This is a genomic window from Amycolatopsis sp. NPDC039088 (assembly GCF_055598845.1).
The window spans coordinates 17,696-35,280 of record NZ_JBVKAE010000021.1 but is presented as its reverse complement, the minus strand read 5'-3'; the positions used below and the strand labels follow the sequence as shown (position 1 = coordinate 35,280).

The 17,585-nt window shown below is 68.9% G+C and carries 14 protein-coding genes; 4 read left to right on the top strand and 10 right to left on the bottom strand.

The window, feature by feature from the left end:
* Positions 1-117: 117 nt before the first annotated feature.
* From ruvX to ACZ7KI_RS25395, 5 genes are all read right to left on the bottom strand, one after another.
* Positions 118-546, bottom strand: a complete 429-nt coding sequence (gene ruvX / locus ACZ7KI_RS25415; RefSeq protein WP_470275585.1) for a Holliday junction resolvase RuvX — start codon at positions 544-546, stop codon at positions 118-120.
* Positions 547-613: 67 nt separating this feature from the next.
* Positions 614-3,277 (bottom strand): alanine--tRNA ligase, encoded by a 2,664-nt coding sequence (gene alaS / locus ACZ7KI_RS25410; protein WP_470275584.1) that lies wholly within the window; start codon positions 3,275-3,277, stop codon positions 614-616.
* A gap of 91 nt (positions 3,278-3,368) precedes the next feature.
* Complete coding sequence (locus ACZ7KI_RS25405) at positions 3,369-3,680, bottom strand: hypothetical protein (protein ID WP_465465985.1); 312 nt, start codon at positions 3,678-3,680, stop codon at positions 3,369-3,371.
* A complete protein-coding gene (locus ACZ7KI_RS25400; protein WP_007031187.1) occupies positions 3,677-4,075 on the bottom strand; it encodes a DUF948 domain-containing protein in 399 nt (132 codons plus the stop codon). The genes ACZ7KI_RS25405 and ACZ7KI_RS25400 overlap by 4 nt, the downstream gene beginning before the upstream one ends.
* 141 nt (positions 4,076-4,216) lie before the next feature.
* On the bottom strand, positions 4,217-4,666 hold the full coding sequence (locus ACZ7KI_RS25395; RefSeq protein ID WP_470275583.1) for a hypothetical protein: 450 nt from the start codon (positions 4,664-4,666) through the stop codon (positions 4,217-4,219).
* 116 nt (positions 4,667-4,782) lie between these two features.
* On the opposite strand from ACZ7KI_RS25395, the gene ACZ7KI_RS25390 reads away from it, so the two are divergent.
* The 4 genes from ACZ7KI_RS25390 to ACZ7KI_RS25375 all read left to right on the top strand — a co-directional run bounded on the left by ACZ7KI_RS25390 (position 4,783) and on the right by ACZ7KI_RS25375 (position 11,201).
* The gene (locus ACZ7KI_RS25390) at positions 4,783-6,846 is read left to right on the top strand and encodes a phosphocholine-specific phospholipase C (RefSeq protein WP_470275582.1); all 2,064 of its coding nucleotides are present in this window, start codon (positions 4,783-4,785) and stop codon (positions 6,844-6,846) included.
* A 51-nt stretch (positions 6,847-6,897) separates the two neighbouring features.
* Positions 6,898-7,596, top strand: a complete 699-nt coding sequence (locus ACZ7KI_RS25385; protein WP_470275581.1) for a VOC family protein — start codon at positions 6,898-6,900, stop codon at positions 7,594-7,596.
* A 9-nt stretch (positions 7,597-7,605) separates the two neighbouring features.
* Positions 7,606-8,685, top strand: a complete 1,080-nt coding sequence (locus ACZ7KI_RS25380; protein WP_470275580.1) for a hypothetical protein — start codon at positions 7,606-7,608, stop codon at positions 8,683-8,685.
* A gap of 125 nt (positions 8,686-8,810) precedes the next feature.
* Positions 8,811-11,201, top strand: coding sequence for a chitinase C-terminal domain-containing protein (locus tag ACZ7KI_RS25375; RefSeq protein WP_470275579.1), 2,391 nt, complete (start codon positions 8,811-8,813; stop codon positions 11,199-11,201).
* 62 nt (positions 11,202-11,263) lie between these two features.
* Here the strand turns inward: ACZ7KI_RS25375 and ACZ7KI_RS25370 are convergent, their stop codons facing one another.
* From ACZ7KI_RS25370 to ACZ7KI_RS25350, 5 genes are all read right to left on the bottom strand, one after another.
* Positions 11,264-12,856, bottom strand: coding sequence for a purple acid phosphatase family protein (locus ACZ7KI_RS25370; RefSeq protein WP_470275578.1), 1,593 nt, complete (start codon positions 12,854-12,856; stop codon positions 11,264-11,266).
* A 147-nt stretch (positions 12,857-13,003) separates the two neighbouring features.
* On the bottom strand, positions 13,004-14,371 hold the full coding sequence (locus ACZ7KI_RS25365) for a replication-associated recombination protein A (RefSeq protein ID WP_470275577.1): 1,368 nt from the start codon (positions 14,369-14,371) through the stop codon (positions 13,004-13,006).
* A 43-nt stretch (positions 14,372-14,414) separates the two neighbouring features.
* Positions 14,415-15,263: an SGNH/GDSL hydrolase family protein gene (locus ACZ7KI_RS25360; RefSeq protein WP_470275576.1), complete on the bottom strand. Its 849-nt coding sequence runs from the start codon at positions 15,261-15,263 to the stop codon at positions 14,415-14,417.
* A 75-nt stretch (positions 15,264-15,338) separates the two neighbouring features.
* A complete protein-coding gene (locus tag ACZ7KI_RS25355; protein ID WP_470275575.1) occupies positions 15,339-16,520 on the bottom strand; it encodes a phosphotransferase in 1,182 nt (393 codons plus the stop codon).
* 79 nt (positions 16,521-16,599) lie between these two features.
* On the bottom strand, positions 16,600-17,541 hold the full coding sequence (locus tag ACZ7KI_RS25350; protein ID WP_470275682.1) for a DUF389 domain-containing protein: 942 nt from the start codon (positions 17,539-17,541) through the stop codon (positions 16,600-16,602).
* Between the last annotated feature and the right edge of the window lie 44 nt (positions 17,542-17,585).

Genomic DNA, 17,585 nt, shown 5'->3' with positions numbered 1-17,585 from the left:
TCGGCGGCTGGGGTTCGGGCCGTCGGCGGGGCGGGGCCGGTGGCTGGACGGGCTCCTCGGGCTCCCGCAACCTTCGTCTACCGCCCTGCCGGGGTTCGGGCCGGCCGTGAGGCTCGGTCATGTATCGCCCTTCCGTGCGCGATGTGCCGCTACCGCGTCGATCCACGCCTGCAGGATCTCGACCGCGGCCGCCTGATCGACGACGGCACGCTGCTTACGTCCCTTCACCCCACGCTGCGACAGCATCCTGGATGCCGTCACCGTGGTCAACCGCTCGTCGGCCAGCCGCACCGGCACCGGAGCGATCCTCGCGGCGACCTTTTCGGCGTACTCGAGCGCCGCTTCGGCAGCCGGGCCGTGGCGGTCCTTGAGCGTCCTCGGCAGGCCGACGACGACTTCGACCACGTCGTGTTCCGTGACGAGTTCGACGAGCTGGTCGACGTCCTTGTCGCCAGTCGCGTCGCGAGTGAGGGTAACGAGCGGGCTCGCGAGGATGGGGTCGGGATCGCTGAGCGCGATCCCGACCCGGACGGATCCGACATCCACGCCAAGTCGCCTGCCGCGCCCCGGATCGGACTCCCCAGGCCGATCCAGGCGCCGCCCGACGGCGTCGTCAGCCAACTTGGGCGACCGCCGCGCGCAGGGAGGCGATGGCCTGGTCCGCCCCGGCGGGGTTGGTGCCACCGCCCTGGGCCATGTCCGGTTTGCCACCGCCACGGCCGCCGATCGCCTCGGCGAACGACGGGACGAGCTTGCCTGCCGCGACGCCCTTCTCCTGGGCCGCCTTGGTGGTCGCGACGACGAACGCGATCTTCTCGCCCTGCGGCGCGAAGAGCGCGACGATGCCGGGACGGGCGCCGAGCCTGCCGCGGATGTCGGAGGCCAGCGCGCGCAGGCCGTTCGAGTCGACGCCCTCGCCGAGCTTCTCCGCGACGACCGCGATCCCGCCGATGTCCTCGGCCTTGTCCGCGAGCGAACCGGCCGAGCCGAGCACCTGCCGCGTACGCAGCTGCTCGATCTCCTTCTCCGCGTTCTTGAGCCGGGTGAGCACGTCGTCGATCCGTGAAGGCAGCTGGTCCGACGGCACCTTGAAGGTGCTCGCGAGCTGCGAGACCAGCAGCTGCTCCTTGCGGACGTACTTGAGCGCGTCCGAGCCGACCAGCGCCTCGACGCGGTGCACACCGGAGCCGATGGACGAGTCGCCGACCAGCTTCACCAGACCGAGCTGGCCGATGCGGTCGACGTGGGTGCCACCGCACAGCTCGCGGGAGTACTCGCCCATGTCGACAACACGGACGTCGTTGCCGTACTTCTCGCCGAACAGCGCGACCGCGCCCAGTTCGAGGGCCTTGTCCTTCGTGGTGACGAAGGTGTTGACCTCGACGTTGGTCTGGAGGTAGTCGTTGACCTCCTCCTCGACCTCGGTCAGCACGTCGGCCGAGACCCCGCCGGAGGTGGTGAAGTCGAACCGCATCCGGCCCGGCGAGTTGAGCGAACCGGCCTGCGCCGCACGCTTGCCGTACGCGCCGCGCACGGCCGCGTGGACCAGGTGCGTCGCCGAGTGGGACCGCTCGATCGACAGGCGTCGGTGCTGGTCGACCGAACCGGTCAGGGCGCTGCCGATGCCGACCTCGCCGTCGAGCACCTCGACGCGGTGCACGAACAGGCCGGGCACGATCTTCTGCACGTCGTGGACCTTGAGCTCGACGCCGTCGCCGAGCAGCACACCGGTGTCGGCGACCTGTCCACCGCTCTCGGCGTAGAACGGCGTGCGGTCCAGTACCAGCTCCGCCTTCTTGCCCGCGCCGACACTGCGGACGGGGACGCCGTCTTCGAGCAGCGCGACGACCTTCGCTTCGGCCTGCAGATCGCTGTAGCCGAGGAACTCGGTCTCGCCGTGCTGTTCGAGCACCTTGCGGTACTCGGACAGGTCACCGTGGCCGGTCTTGCGCGACGCCGCGTCGGCCTTCGCCCGCTGCCGCTGCTCGTTCATGAGCGTGCGGAAGCCCTCTTCGTCGACGGACAGACCCTGCTCGGACGCCATCTCCAGCGTCAGGTCGATCGGGAAGCCGTAGGTGTCGTGCAGCTGGAACGCCTTGTCGCCCGCCAGCAGCGAACCACCGGAACGCTTGGTCTCCTCGGCCGCCATGTCGAAGATGCGCGAACCACTGGTGAGCGTGGAGAGGAAGGCCTCCTCTTCGACGCGCACGACGTCCTCGATCCGGTCGAAGCCGGAGAGCAGCTCGGGGTAGGTCGGGCCCATGGTGTCGCGGACGACCGCGGCGAAGGCAGGCAGCACCGGCTCGTGCACGCCGAGCAGGCGCGCGGAGCGGATGATGCGGCGCAGCAGGCGGCGCAGCACGTAACCGCGGCCGTCGTTGCCGGGGGTGACGCCGTCGCCGATGAGCAGGACACCGGTGCGGGCGTGGTCGGCGATGACGCGGAAGCGGACGTCGTCGGTGTGGTCGGCGCCGTAGCGGCGGCCGGAGAACTCCTCGGCGCGGCCGATCACCGGGCGGACGAGGTCGGTCTCGTAGACGTTCTCGACACCCTGCAGGATCGTCGCGACCCGCTCGACGCCCATGCCGGTGTCGATGTTCTTCTTCGGCAGCTCACCGATCGGCTTGTGGCCGTGCTTCGGGCTCTTGTCACCCCGCACGTCCTGCATGAAGACGAGGTTCCAGATCTCGATGTAGCGGTCCTCGTCGGCGACCGGGCCGCCCTCGCGGCCGTAGTCGGGGCCGCGGTCGTAGTAGATCTCCGAGCACGGGCCGCCGGGACCGGGCACGCCCATGTCCCAGTAGTTGTCCTTGCCGTCACGGGCCTGGATGCGCTCGCCGGGCAGACCGGTGAGCTTCTTCCACAGCCCGGCCGCCTCGGGGTCGTCCTCGTAGACGGTCGCCCAGATCCGCGCCGGGTCGAGGCCGTAGCCACCGTCGCTCTGGGGCTTGGTGATCAGCTCCCAGGCCGCCTCGATGGCGCCTTCCTTGAAGTAGTCGCCGAAGGAGAAGTTCCCGGCCATCTGGAAGAACGTGTTGTGCCGGGTGGTCTTGCCGACCTCGTCGATGTCCGGGGTGCGGACGCATTTCTGGACACTGGTCGCGCGCGGGTACGGCGGCGGGACCTCGCCGAGGAAGTACGGCTTGAACTGGACCATGCCCGCGTTGACGAACAGCAGGTTCGGGTCGTCGAGGATCAGCGGGGCGCTCGGGACACGGGTATGTCCCTTGTGCTCGAAATGGCTCAGAAAACGCTGGGTGATTTCGTGTGTTTCCACGGGTTCGTCCTTGGATGCGGGCGCGCGCGAAGGCGCGGTGAGCGAGGGCGGTCGGGAACGGCGGAGGGGGCTGGGCGCGGACGCGACCCGATCAGCCCTCCGCCCGGCGAGCTCGACGGGCCGGGCGCCGCGGCGACGCCGCGTGCCTGCCCGCAGGGCCGTCGGCGGCCGTGCTCAAACCGGTGCGTTCGGACACCATCTCGTGCAGCTCCTGTTCCCGTTCGCTCATCCCGGCGCGCACCTCCGCGCCGAACGAACCGACGGCGCCCGCGAGTTCCCGCACGGCGTCGCCCAGGTTCGAGGCTAGCCCCGCGGGCGTGGCCTGGCGAGCGGTTTCGGTCGCTTTGCGTGACAGGGCAACGCCGGCGACCACGCCGACGCCGAGCCAGAACAGGCGCTTCATTTGCGGCCTCGCTTCTTCGCCGGGCGGGAAGCCTTCGCCTCCGCTTTCTTGCGGCGGGCCTTGATGGCCTTGCTGAGGCCGTAGGACAGCGCGGCCGTCTTCACGAGCGGCCCGCCGAGCGTCGCGGTGAACACCGACGACAGCGCGGACACGTTGCCCGACACGGCCTGCGCGTTCGCGGTGATGCCGTCGACCCGCTCCAGCTGCGTGTTGACGTGCGTGATCGTCTCGTTCGCGCCGATCAGCAGCGGGTCGGTGTTCTCATGCGCCTTGCGGATGGCGATCGTGGCCTCGTCCAGGGTCCGGCCGAGCTTGAACAGCACGATCGCGAGCAGCACGACGAGTACGACGAATGCTCCTGCGGCGATCAATGCGGCGATCTGCCCTGCCGACACGGGCCCTCCTCAAGGGTCTGCGGTCTTTGGTGCCCGTGAGGTTACCGCCCCGCCAGCCGTTCGGCGGTGTCACCCCGCCGGACCGTCACTCAGCGCAGCGACCTCACGACGAACCGGCGGGAACCGGACGTCAGCGCCTGCTCATGGGCGGCGTGATCCTCGTCTGTCGGTCTGTCGCGGCGGGTCGTCGTCCGCGCGGCTGTTGCGGCGGTCGCCGACCGGCGGCGAGGAGGGCCGGGTGTCCGGCGGGCCGGGCGAGGCCGTGGTGCGGACCGGCGCGGGCGCGACGCTCGGGCGCGAAGTTTCGCGGCCCGGCTCGAAGGCTCCCCGCGATTCCGGCGGCGAAGCCGCTCGAGACCCGCCCGGCGTTGTCGCGGGCGGCGGTGTCGTGGGCGGCGGTGTCGTGGGCGGCTGGGACGCCCCCTGTGGCGCGGGCAGCGGCTTGGGAACCAGCGCGGTGGGCAGGTCCGGCACGCTGGAGAGCGCGCCGAGGAGAAGCACCCCGTAACAGGCGGCGCCGCCGACACCGACCGCGATCCGGCGGACGAAGACGCGGCGACGGCCACCGGGGTCGGTGAACACCGGTCTCACAAGGTCTCCCCACCATCGTTTTCGTCGTGACGCTCGGAAATCACCATCCGGCCACCGACTCCGAGTCGACCGGTTCGGTTCTTGTGACGTTCATGTTACTGGGTCAAGGTTCCGGCATGCCTGAACTGTCACGCCGTACATTGCTGGGCGCCACCGGCGCCGCGGCCGCCACCACTCTTCTGCCCCCGTCCGTGCACGCCGCGATGGCCGAGCCCATGCGCCGCGGCGGTCTCGACGCCGTCGAGCACGTCATCGTGCTCATGCAGGAGAACCGGTCGTTCGACCATTACTACGGCAGCCTGCGCGGTGTCCGCGGCTTCTCCGACACGCATCCGCTGGAGCTGCCGTCGGGAAGATCGGTGTTCGAGCAGCCGAACCCCGCCGGCGGCACGGTGCTGCCCTTCTCGGTGCGGGAGGCGGCCGAACTCGCCGGCCGGAACCCGGACGACATCCAGTATCTCGGCGACCTCGACCACAGCTGGAACGGCAGCGGCAAGGCGTGGGCGCGCGGCTGGAACAACGGCTGGATCGCGGCGAAGACCCCGGCCACCATGACGTACTACGAGCGCCGCGACATCGCGCTGCAGTACGAGCTCGCGGACACCTTCACCATCTGCGACGCCTACCACTGCTCGATCTTCGGCTCGACCAACCCGAACCGGAACTTCCTCTGGACCGGGACCACGGGCTTCGAACCGGGCAGCACCACCGCTCGGGCGGTCACGAACGCGGCGTACTCCTACGACCACAAGGGCTACGACTGGACGACCTACCCCGAGCGCCTCGAAGCGGCCGGGGTGTCGTGGCGGATCTATCAGGAGTGGGACAACTTCACCGACAACGCGGTGGAGTACTTCGTCCCGTTCAAGAAGGTCGGCACGAAGATCCTCGCCAACGTCGACGGGAAGTTCCGTACCACCGAGGAGTTCTACGACAACCTGCCCAAGAAGACCCCCGAGGAGCGCGCGAAGCTGCTGAAGCAGTTCGACGCCGGGGTCGCCGCGCTGACGCCCGCCGAGCGGAGCCTGTTCCAGAAGGCGATGTACCGCAGCGAGCCGGAGACGCTGGTGACCCGGCTGAAGGCCGACATCCAGGCGCGCAAGCCGCCCGCGGTGTCCTGGCTGGTGCCGTCGGCCGTCGACTCCGAGCATCCCGGCGCGTCCACGCCGGTCGGGAGCGCGAACCTGATCTACCGCGTGCTCGACGCCATCGCGTCCGACCGTGAAACGTGGTCGAAAACGGTGCTGCTGATCAACTTCGACGAGAACGACGGCTACTTCGACCACGTCCCGCCGCCGGTTCCGCCCGGGAACGCGGCCAACGACGCGGACCACTTCAACGGTCAGCCGCTCGGCTTCGGCCCGCGTGTGCCGATGACGGTCGTCTCACCGTGGTCCATCGGCGGCCACGTCGACTCGACCGTCTACGACCACACGTCCGTGCTGCGGTTGCTGGAACGCTGGACCGGGATCGCCGAGCCGAACATCAGCAACTGGCGCCGGACCGTGGCAGGCGACCTGACCGGTGCCTTCGACTTCTCTCGCGCGGGACGTCCGCCGCGCGTGACCCGCCCGGGCCCGGTACCCGCTCCGATCAGCCGCTGGCGCCCGTCCGCGCCGTCGAAGCAGGCGTTGCCCGTCGCCGAACCCGGCGACCGCCCGGCACGTCCGCTGCCGTACCAGGTTTCGGTGTCCGGTGTCGTGAAGTCCGGCGCCCTCGCGCTGTCACTGGCGAACAGCGGCTCGTCATCGGCGCATTTCACGCTGTACCCGTACAAAGGCGAATTCGCCGAGCCCGCGCACCGCGATGTTCTTGGCGAAGCCGGTGAAACCGTGCCGCTGCCGGGCGACGAATACCGCGTCGTCGTCCAAGGGCCGAACCGGTCTTGGTGGGAACTGCGCGGAAATCGTCAGGGTGCGGCCGCCGGTGTCGACGTGCGGACGCGATTCCTGACCTGGCGTTCGGGTGTGGAGTTCAAACTGTCCAACTCCGGCTCGTCGGCGTTGACGCTGCGGCTGACGTCGTCGCGCTTGACGCGCGTAGTGCGGGTCGGGGCCGGACGTTCGGTCACGGTGGACTGGCCGGTCACGAACGGCTGGTACGACGTGAAGGTCACGGCCGACGGGGACCCGGCGTTCCTGCGCACGTTGGCGGGGAAGGTGGAAAACCGGCGGCGCTGAAGACTCGTGAGTGGTAGTGATGGGTCCTGACCGTTCACTACCACTCACGAGTTGGCCACCCTTATGACCGTCACCCTGCACGCCGTCTGTTTCGACGCGAACGACCCGCACCGCCTCACGCGTTTCTGGGCCGGAATCCTCGGCTGGGACACGGACGGCACCGTGCTGGCGCCGACGGACGACACCGGTTTCCGGATCCGTTTCGTCCCCACGACGGAAAAGAAGTCCGGTAAGAACCACGCGCACTTCGATCTGACGAGCACCTCCGCCGAGGATCAACGGCGGATCGTGGCGAAGGCCCTCGAACTCGGCGGTCGGCATGTCGACATCGGCCAGCGTCCCGAGGAAACGCACGTGGTGCTCGCCGATCCCGGAGGCAACGAGTTCTGCGTCATCGAACCGGGCAACGATTTCCTGGCCGGCTGCGGCTTCGTCGGAGCGCTCGCGTGCGACGGTTCGCAGGAGGTCGGCTATTTCTGGAGCAAGGCGCTGAACTGGCCGCTGGTCTGGGATCAGGACCAGGAGACCGCGATCCGTTCCCCGCACGGCGGCCCGAAGATCACCTGGGGTGGTCCGCCTTTCGATCCCAAGACCGCGAAGAGGCGCGTGCGTTTCGAACTCGCCGGCACGCTGACGGAGGTCGAAAGGCTCGTCTCGCTCGGCGCGACCCGCTTCGGTACCGACGACGAGGGCCGGGTGGAGCTGGCCGATCCCGACGGGAACGAGTTTTCTGTCGTGGTGCCCGGATAACCTCCACGCATGGACATGAGAGCCGCGGCCGAAGCCCTCGTCACCGGGGAACGCTTCAGCGTCTGGGATCTGGACAAGGCAGGGCCGGACGATCTTCCCGAACTCCGCGAGATCCGGCGCACCGGCACGCCCGCGCTCCGCAACGCGGCACGCGCTCTTCTTTTCGCTCTGGGTGGCCCGGAAGCACTCGGCGAGTACGACCTCGCGCTCTTCCGCCGTCTGATCCGGAGCAAGATCGACGGCGAAGTCCCGGTCTCGATGCGGGGTTGCGAGTTCTGGTACGCCATCCCGACCACGGACCAAGCGGCCGTACTCGACGCGTTCGGACTGTCCGATCCGGAACCGGTGACCATGTCACTGGGCACCGAGATCTGGAACCAGCACTACCTCGGCGCCGGGCACCAACGATGCGCCCGGGTCTACGTCAGCCCGGCCCTCGACGGCTGGACGCTCGTTTTCGGCAGGCCGTCAGACGACCTGCACCCCGCGGATGTCACCGACGAAAGCTCATGGAGCATCGAGCCGCGCGAGCAATACCAAGCCATGCTCGCGAATGAAAAGGCGTGGCGTGGAGTAGATCGTGAGCGCTGCGTCGAGTTGAGCCGCCGGTTCGGCGCGGCGCAGCTGTACTTCCGCAGCCATGGTGACTCGATGACGTCGTGGTGCGTCGCCGAAAAAGGCGAACTGGTCCGGTTCTACGACGTCTCCGCGCCCGAGGAGTCCGTCGGCGAGCTCGCGGCGGAGAACGGCTACCTGCTCCCCCACGAAGACACCCCGTTGCCCGAAGGCTGGGCCGACGACATCCCGCACACCGAAAATCCCTTGGACTGGCAACGCGAATGGGTCCGTCGCTACCGGCGGCTCAAGGTGGAACTCGACATCCCGGACCACTGCAACGCGGACACGATCGCCGAAGCGCTTTCGGTGCACCCCGGCAAGATCGGCCCGCACACCCGCGTCGAAGGGCACGGGGTCATAGCACTCACGGGATGTGGCCGAGAGTATGGCCACCCGCGAACGTTGTTGAAGGGCTTGACTTACACGCCGGCGCCCGAACCACCCTCACTCCTCGACGAAGACCAGACCTGACGAAGCGCAGGTACGCCCGGCAGTGCGGCACAGGATGGAAATTGGTCTACACCTATTGACGCGCGGCAGGTCAGCGGCTCAAGCTGCTGAGACCGAGGGCCATCTTCCACTGTCGGAGGTTCGGCGTGCCAAGGAGAACCAGGAAACTACTCCCCCTGCTGGCGTCGCTCATCGCGCTGGCCGGACTCATGATCGTCGTCATCACCCCGTCCACGTCGAGCGCGGCAGGCCATGAGGACTGCCGTCCCGACGGCCTCTACCGGACGCCCGGTGTCGACACCCCCTACTGCACCGTCTACGACACGACCGGCCGGGAAACGCTGGGAGACGGGCATTCCCGTCGCGTGATCGGCTACTTCACCAGCTGGCGCACCGGAAAGAACGGCACGCCGTCCTATCTGGTCAACAACATCCCGTGGTCGAAGGTCACCCACCTCAACTACGCGTTCGCCCACATCGACGCGCAGAACAAGGTTTCGGTCGGTGCCCCGAGCCCGGCCAACGAGTCCATCGGCATGGAATGGCCGGGCGTCCCCGGCGCGGAGATGGATCCGTCGTTGCCCTACAAGGGGCATTTCAATCTGCTGACCAAGTACAAGAAGCAGAACCCGAACGTGAAGACACTGATCTCGATCGGCGGCTGGGCCGAGACCGGTGGTTTCCTGAACCCGGACGGCACGCGCAACGCCTCAGGCGGGTTCTACAAGATGACGCAGACCCAAGCGGGCATCGACGTCTTCGCGGATTCCGTCGTGCAGTTCCTGCGCACGTACGGATTCAACGGCGCCGACATCGACTACGAATACGCGACATCGGCCAGTTACGCCGGAAACCCCGACGACTACTGGATCGCGCAGTCCAACCGCGGGACCCTGTGGGCCGGATACGAAAACCTGATGCGCACGCTGCGCGAGAAGCTCGACAGGGCCGGTTCCGCCGACGGCAAGCACTACCTGCTGACCGCGGCCGTGCCCGCGTCCGGCTGGCTGCTGCGTGGCCAGGAGGTCTACGGCGTCACGCGTTATCTCGACTACGCCAACATGATGAGCTACGACCTGCACGGCGCGTGGAACCAGTTCGCCGGGCCGAACGCCGCGCTCTACGACGCGGGGAACGACGCGGAGCTCGCGCACTGGCAGGTGTACACGACACCGCAGTACGACGGGCAGGGGTATCTCAACACCGACTGGGCCTATCACTATTTCCGCGGCGCCATGCAGGCCGGCCGGATCAACATCGGGGTCGGGTTCTATACCCGTGGCTGGCAAGGCGTGTCCGGCGGGACGAACGGATTGTGGGGCAAGGCGCCGCTGCCGGATCAGAAACAATGTCCACCGGGCACCGGATCCCAGGTCGGCTCGACCGTGCCGTGCGGTAACGGCGCGATCGGCATCGACAACCTCTGGCACGACCTCGGCCTGGCGGGCGACGAGGTACCGGCGGGCGCGAACCCCATGTGGCACGCCAAGAACCTCGAGAACGAGATCACCCCGGACTACCTGGAGGCGTACGGGCTCAACCCCAAGACCGACCCGGCGGACCGGATCTCGGGCAGCTACAACAGGTTCTACGACAACACGATGGTGACGCCGTGGCTGTGGAACAACGACAAGAAGGTGTTCCTGTCCACTGAGGACGAGACCTCGATCGCCACGAAGGCCAAGTACGTGGCCGACAAGGGCATCGGCGGCATCATGATTTGGGAACTGGCTGGCGATTACGCCTTCGACAACGCCAAGGGCCAGTACTTCATGGGCGACACGCTGATCACGAAGATCAACGACGGCCTGCGCGGTGCGGCCCCCTACGGCAACACCAAGTCGTCGCGCGCGGCTCCCTCGTCGGTGCTCGACGTGAACGTCAACCTGACCGGGTTCGCGCTGGGCGACGCGAACTACCCGATCACCCCGCGGATGCGCGTGACGAACAATTCGGCCACCACCATCCCCGGTGGCACGAAGATCGAGTTCGATTACGGCACGAGCGCGCCCGGCAGCATGTCCGACCAATCCGGCTTCGGCCTCGCCGTCACGAGCAAGGGCCACAGCGGGCCCAACGTCGGCGGCCTGAAAGGGGACTTCCAGCATGTCGCGGTGACCGTACCGAGCTGGCAGACCATCGCGCCGGGCGCCACGATCGAGATCCGGCTGAACTACTACATGCCGATCGCGTCGCCGTCGAACTACACCTTCACCTTCGGCGGGACGACGTACGCGATCACGTCGGACCACCCGCGTGGCGGTGGCGCTCCACCGACGACGACCACGACACCCACCACCGGTACCACGACCACGACACCCACTACGACGACCAGTCCGACCACGACGACACGAACGACCACCACCACTCCGACGACGACCACCTCGGTCCCGTCGGGCGCCTGGGCACCGAACGTCGACTACGCCACCGGCGCCAAGGTGACCTACAACGGCGCGTCCTACGTCTGCCGTCAGGGCCACCGGTCCCTGCCAGGCTGGGAACCGCCGAACGTGCCCGCCCTCTGGGCACCCGCCTGACAGACCCCGACAGCGCGGTCGTGAGTGGCGATTCGGGTTCTATTAATAACCCGAATCGCCACTCACGAGTCACCTGGATCGGCGCCGAGAACGGCGGCGGCCCCGTACCGCGAACGGTGGAGACCGGCGGTGCGACGGAGGGTGAACCGGTCGATCTCCGCGCCGTCGTTGCGCAGGGTCCGCACGGTCAAGGTCGTCCGCCTGCCGAACCAGGCGGGCTCGGCGTCGATCGCGAGGAACGAGTAGCCGGTGTAGCGCACGCGGGACCAGGGCACCGTTTCGGTCACCTTCTCGCCGCCCTTGACCCAGTGGTACGACTGGAACTCCCCCGCGAACGTGTCGGGCACCGGGAAGCTGTAGAGGCTCTTCCCGCCACCGCCGCAGGTCGCGTATACCGTGCCGTCGCGGTCCGGCTCGACGGTGTCGCCGATCTTGACCTCGCGGGTCACCTTGCCACCGCGAAGCGCGTCGGTGCGTTCGTAGATGTGGTTGTGCCCGTTGATGACGAGGTCGACCTGGTACTCGTCGAACAGCGGGACCCACTGCTCGCGGACGCCGCCCTCCGACGCGTGCTGATTCGTCGTCGAGTACGCGCAGTGGTGGAAGAACACCACGACGAAGTCGACGTCCGGCTGCGAGCGCAGGTAGCGCAGGCGCCGCTTGAGCCACGCGGTCTGGGACCCGTGCGAGTAGCCGAGGTTGGCGGGGATCTCGTAGGAGACGTCGTTGGCGTCGAGCGAGATCACGCCGACGTTGCCGTAGATGAACGAGTACACGCTCGGGCAGTCATGCGGGCCGCCGCCGGGGAAATCCCAGCGCTTGAGCTGGCCGCCGTAGCCGTCCGGCGAGTAGAGGGCCTCCATGTCGTGATTGCCGGTGGTGACCATCCAGGGCACCGACGCCGCGACGCCCTCGATCTGGCGGTAGTAGGCGTCCCAGACCTTCGGATCGAACAGGTCGTGGTCGGCATCCGGTTTGGACCCCGGCGGTTTGCCCGCGCCGCTCGGGTCGGCGTAGGCGATGTCGCCCGCCAGCAGGTGGAACCGCGGGTTCTGGCGCGCGACGGCCCCGTCCTGCGCGAGCGCCGTCGTCGACACGCCCTGGTCACCGAACGCGGTGAAGGTGAACTTGTCCGCCGGGACACCCCTGGCCGGCGCGGTGGTGAAGGTCGAGATCGCGGCGGGCCCGCCGTCCCCCGAAGCCGGGTCGAAGCCCTCGTGCCCGACGGCGTACCGGTAGGTGCGGCCGGGCCACAGGTGATCGGCCTCGGCGTGCAGGTAGTACTGGTCGTAGGGCGCGATGACCCCGGCGACCTCGGAATGCAGCACCCGGACCTCGGCCGGGATCCGGTGACTCCAGCCGCCGTGCCGGTCGGCGATGCGCAGGAACGGCTTCCGCACCGGCGCCGGCACCTGCCACGCGATCCGCATCGACGTCCGCGGGTTCCGGCCGAACGCGAGATGCCGCCCCACCGGGACGACCTTGTCGCCGTCGGCGTACGCGGTGCCCTGCAGGAGAAGCGGGCCGGCCGCGAGCAGCGCGCCACCGGCGGCGGCGCCCTTGAGCATCGAGCGGCGGCTCAGGTATTCGTGTTGTTCGGCCATCGACATGCGCGAGGCCAGCGCGTCGGGGACACCGACCCTGGGGGTTTCCATGCGCGCGATACTCGCTCACGGATGTGCCCGGCTCGCGACGGTGAAGCGAACGGCGGCCGTCGAGTTGCCCAGGGCGGGCTCAAGGGCCGCTCAAGGCGCCTTTACCGACGGCTCCGAGGGACGGCGGCCCGGCGTGAACGCCGAACCTCAGCGCTCCCCCCGGATGGTGCGCCGCAGCTTCGGCACCCGCTCGTACAGGGTCCGCTCCGCACCTCGCTGTGTCGGTTCGTAGTAGTCCCGCCCGACCAGTTCGTCCGGCGGATACTGTTGCGGCAGAACACCTTCCGGCACATTGTGCGGGTACCGGTAGCCCTTCGCGTTCCCGAGTTTCTCCGCGCCCGCGTAATGCCCGTCGCGCAGATGCGGCGGGACCGTCCCGATCCGCCCGGACCGGACGTCGCTGAGCGCGGCGTCGATCCCGGTGATGACCGCGTTCGACTTCGGCGCCGTCGCCAGGTGCACGGTCGCCTGCGCCAGCGCGAGACGGCCTTCCGGCATCCCGATGAACTGCACCGCGTGCGCCGCGGCGACGGCCGACTGCAACGCCGTCGGGTCCGCCATGCCGATGTCCTCGCTCGCGTGCACCACCAGCCGCCTGGCCAGGAACCGCGGGTCCTCCCCCGCTTCGATCATCCGCGCCAGGTAGTGCAAAGCGGCGTCCACATCGGACCCGCGGATCGACTTGATGAACGCGCTGATGACGTCGTAGTGCTGATCGCCGTCGCGGTCGTAGCGCACCGCCGCCTTGTCCACTGTGGACTCGACGATGGCGAGATCGATCGTCTTGGCCTCGGTCGCGCCGGCCGCGTCCGCGGCGGCCTCGAGCGCGGTCAACGCGCGCCGCGCGTCACCGGAGGCCAACCGCACCAGATGCGCCCGCGCGTCTTCGGTCAGCGTGAGTTCACCGCCGAGGCCGCGTTCGTCGACCAGCGCGCGCTCGATCAGCGCGACGATGTCGTCGTCGGTCAGCGGCCGCAACTGCAGTACCAGCGATCGCGAGAGCAGCGGGGAGACCACCGAGAACGACGGGTTCTCCGTGGTGGCCGCCACCAGCAGCACCGTCCGGTCTTCGACGGCGCCGAGCAGGGCGTCCTGCTGCGTCTTGGAGAACCGGTGGACCTCGTCGATGAACAGGACGGTGTTCTCGGCGTTGTAGTTCCGGCGGCGCCGGGCCTCTTCGATGACCCCGCGCACCTCCTTCACCCCCGCCGACAGCGCCGACATCGCCACGAACCGGCGCCCGGTCGCGGCCGACACGAGGTTCGCCAGCGTGGTCTTGCCGGTTCCCGGCGGGCCGTAGAGCAGCACGGAAGCCGGAGCCGCGCCCTCGACGAGCCGCCGCAGCGGCGCGCCTTCACGAAGCAGGTGCTGCTGGCCGACGACCTCACCGAGCGACCGCGGCCGCATCCGCACGGCCAGCGGCGCACCGGCCGGTACGGCGACTTCCCTCGGCTCGGCCTGCTCCGGCGGCGGCCCGAGATCGGGGTTCACGGTGAAGAGTTCGTCCTGTGCCACGGTGTCGACGGTAGCCGTTGCCACCGACATTGTTCGGCACAGGTCAGCGCAGCCGTTCCCGGAACGAATGCCACATGATGACGGCCGCGTACGGCACGAACTCGCGGCCCCGGCGCCACACCCACGGCACCCCCTTCAGCACCAGCCAGCCGACATGGCCGGCGGTGCTCGGTTCCACGCCTCCCGAGCAGGTCAGGCTGACCGGCCGCGGCACCGCGAACCCGGCCTCGGCAAGCCGTTCGGTGAATCCGGTCGCCAGCATCCGGTGCCCGAGTTCCGACGGGTGCAGCCGGTCCACGCTCCAAGCGGCGAGGTCGTAGGCACCGGGCAGGAGTTCGAGGTCGAGACATGGCACCCCCTCGCGCTCGACGACATCGGCGATGGCGGCGTTCAGTTCGGCCACCCGCTCGCTCAGCGCCCGCCGCAGCGACCGCGGGAGCCGGAACACCTTGCCGTGGTCGTGGTAGCGCACCGGCACCACGGTGGTGCCGACGGCGGCCAGCGAGCGGATCACCTCGGTGAGGTCCGCGGCGATCTTCCCGGCGCTGAAATCGGGCCGCAGCGTGTCGTTCATCCCCGCCACCACCAGCGCGACGTCCGGGCGATGCGCCACGGCCGCGGGCAGCTGCTTGGTCAGCACGCACCCCATGCGCGCCCCGGTGAAGGAGGGGTTGAGGTAGCCGTCCGGTTCGACGCCCAGCGCCTCGGCGACGAGCGGGCCGACCCCGCGCCAGCCACCTCGGTTCGGCAGCGGGTCACCCAGGCCCACCGCGGTGGAATCGCCGAGCACGACCAGCCTGCGAGCGGACTGCGGGACGGCCGGTGCGAGAGGAAGGAGAGGTTCGGGACTCGGAGTGACTTCGACACTGATCACGGTCACGGTAGCCACCATCGGCCACGCAGACTCACCAGCGGTGATGCCTGGGTAACGCGACGAGGACGGTCGAGCGAAAAGTCCGTGCGGCGGTTACCGGAACGCCGGGTAGAAGGCGAGGTCCGCGTGCGGCCCCAGCCGGGCCCCGAGTGCCGCGGCGACCCGGGTGGCGTGCTCGGAGATGTCGGTCAGGCGGGCCCGCAGCGAATGCTTGGCCAGCTCCCGCCACCAGGTCACCAGCGCGGCCTCCCGGCTGATCGGCGTGGCGTGCCTGCTCAGGTCCAGTTCCGGGAGGATCTCCCAGGTGACGAACCACAACAGCAGCAGCTGACCGTCCATCAGGTACTCGGCCAGCGCGTCCTCATCCGAGAGGGCGGGCCAGACCGAGACGACCTCGGACCGCCAGGCGGCGATCATCGCCTCGCTCATCCCCGGCGGCAGCGCCAGCGCGTCCGGGCAGGACGCGAACGGCAGCCGCAGGTACGCCGCGTCGATCAGCGTGCTGCGCACACGGCCGCGTTCGAAATCGAGGAAACGCACTCCGTCGCTGGTCACGAGGTTGTTGTCCGGGCTGAGGTCGACCGGGCTGAACGCGCGGTAGGACGGCGAACCGGCCCGCTCGGCGACCTCCATGACCCGCCGCTGCACCGGCTCCGGCGTCTCGACGTCGAGGAGTTCCTCGAGCAGATCCGGCAGTTGCGCGCAGACCGCGGGCAGCGGCACGTCCTCGTTCTTCGCCGGACCGCCGAGACGGCGCAGCAGCGCGTTGAAATCGGCCTCACGGCTCGCGGTGCTCGCGTGCAGCCTGCCCAGCGACCGGGCCCAGGACAGCAGCGCGCGTTCGGCGGCGCGAGCGTCACGGGCGTGGAGCTTGTCGTGCAGCGTCGGGAGGCCGCCGAGATCCTCGAGCACCAGCACGCGGTCGCGCCCGTCGTGCGCCAGCAGTTCCGGGCACATCCGGTCCTCCGGTGCGAGCGCGGTGAACAGCTGGTAGCTGACCGCTTCCTGCGCGAACGGATCGGGACGGCCGGATTCGGGTGGATCTGGGTAGTGCTTGATGACCAGGGTTCGCGGCAGCGCGAACGGTGACGTCGCCACCCGCGCCCGCACCACCGTCGCCGGACCGCTGCCGGCGAGGTCCTCCGGGGCGACGAGGGTGATCGCGCTGCCGAATCGGCGTGAAAGAACCGACTCGCCGGCGGCGACCGCCGCTGCGACGGCAAGGGTTTCGGCTCCGACTGTCGAATCATCGGCAGAGGAGGTATCGACTGTCATTGCCACCGACCCTACTCGTGACTGAGCAACCATGACCACTGAGATCCGGGCAATCGCGCGCATTGGCGCGATCTGGGACTCATCCGCGTGAAAGCGGACGTTCCGTTACCCTCGATCGTTGCCCACGACGGCGCAATGTCAGCACAATGGCCGCAGCTGCAACGATTCCGATGAGATTGACCAGCAGTTGACCGGCCGAATAAACACACCGTTCCCACTGACCGGCAACCGCGGCGACGACCGCGTACCCGGCGGCAGGGACGGTGGTCACCGAGATGAACACGCCGACCAACGCGGCGGATTTGGCCGACGTCATGGAAAGCATCCCCGCCGCGCCCGCCAGCAGCGCGACGACCAGTGACGCGATCCCCACCTTGTAAACGAAATCGACTTCGTGGTTGTCCGCGAGCGTGCTCACCTCGAGCACTCCGGTCGCGTTGCCCACCAGTACCACGCCGAGCGTGATCACCATCGCGATCGGGAACCCGCCGAGCAGCGCGAGCCCGCCCTGCTTCACCAGATCTCCCCGGCGCAACACCAGTCCCACCGCGATCGCGGCCAGCGGGCCGAATTCCGGGCCCACCACCATCGCGCCGACGATGGTGACCGCCGAGTTCGTGATCACCCCTACCGACGCCAGCAGGCAGGCGATGGTCAGGAAGGCCTGGAAGGTCCAGGTGAGCCGGGACTCCTCGCCGCTACGGCCGACGAGTTCCTGCCACACCACCGCGTCCGCGCCCTCACCCGGCGCGGCCTCCTCGGCCTTGTCCGCGGCGTCGGACACCGCGGTGTCCAGCGCTTCCAGCGTGATCCCGCCGGTGTGGTCGAGGTCGAGCCCGCACAGCGATTCGATGATCTCATCGGTCGCCTCACGGGCGATGTCCGCCTCGATCAGGTCACCTTCGGGAGCGACCGCCACGCCGGGATGCACGACGAGGTGCGCAGTGCCGCTGTGTGCCCGCAGGATCCGGACCGCTTCTTCGGTCCGGTCCGGCGGGCAAGCGGGCCTGGGGGGGAGGATCCAGTCTTTGGCGGGGGCGCGGGTATGGCTTCGATGGCCGCCTT

Excerpts from the sequence above, each read along its gene's own strand:
- ACZ7KI_RS25370 (WP_470275578.1), bottom strand. The coding sequence starts at position 12,856 with ATGGAAACCCCCAGGGTCGGTGTCCCCGACGCGCTGGCCTCGCGCATG.
- ACZ7KI_RS25380 (WP_470275580.1), top strand. The coding sequence starts at position 7,606 with ATGGACATGAGAGCCGCGGCCGAAGCCCTCGTCACCGGGGAACGCTTC.
- ACZ7KI_RS25390 (WP_470275582.1), top strand. The coding sequence starts at position 4,783 with ATGCCTGAACTGTCACGCCGTACATTGCTGGGCGCCACCGGCGCCGCG.
- ACZ7KI_RS25355 (WP_470275575.1), bottom strand. The coding sequence starts at position 16,520 with ATGACAGTCGATACCTCCTCTGCCGATGATTCGACAGTCGGAGCCGAA.
- ACZ7KI_RS25405 (WP_465465985.1), bottom strand. The coding sequence starts at position 3,680 with ATGAAGCGCCTGTTCTGGCTCGGCGTCGGCGTGGTCGCCGGCGTTGCC.
- ACZ7KI_RS25360 (WP_470275576.1), bottom strand. The coding sequence starts at position 15,263 with ATGGTGGCTACCGTGACCGTGATCAGTGTCGAAGTCACTCCGAGTCCC.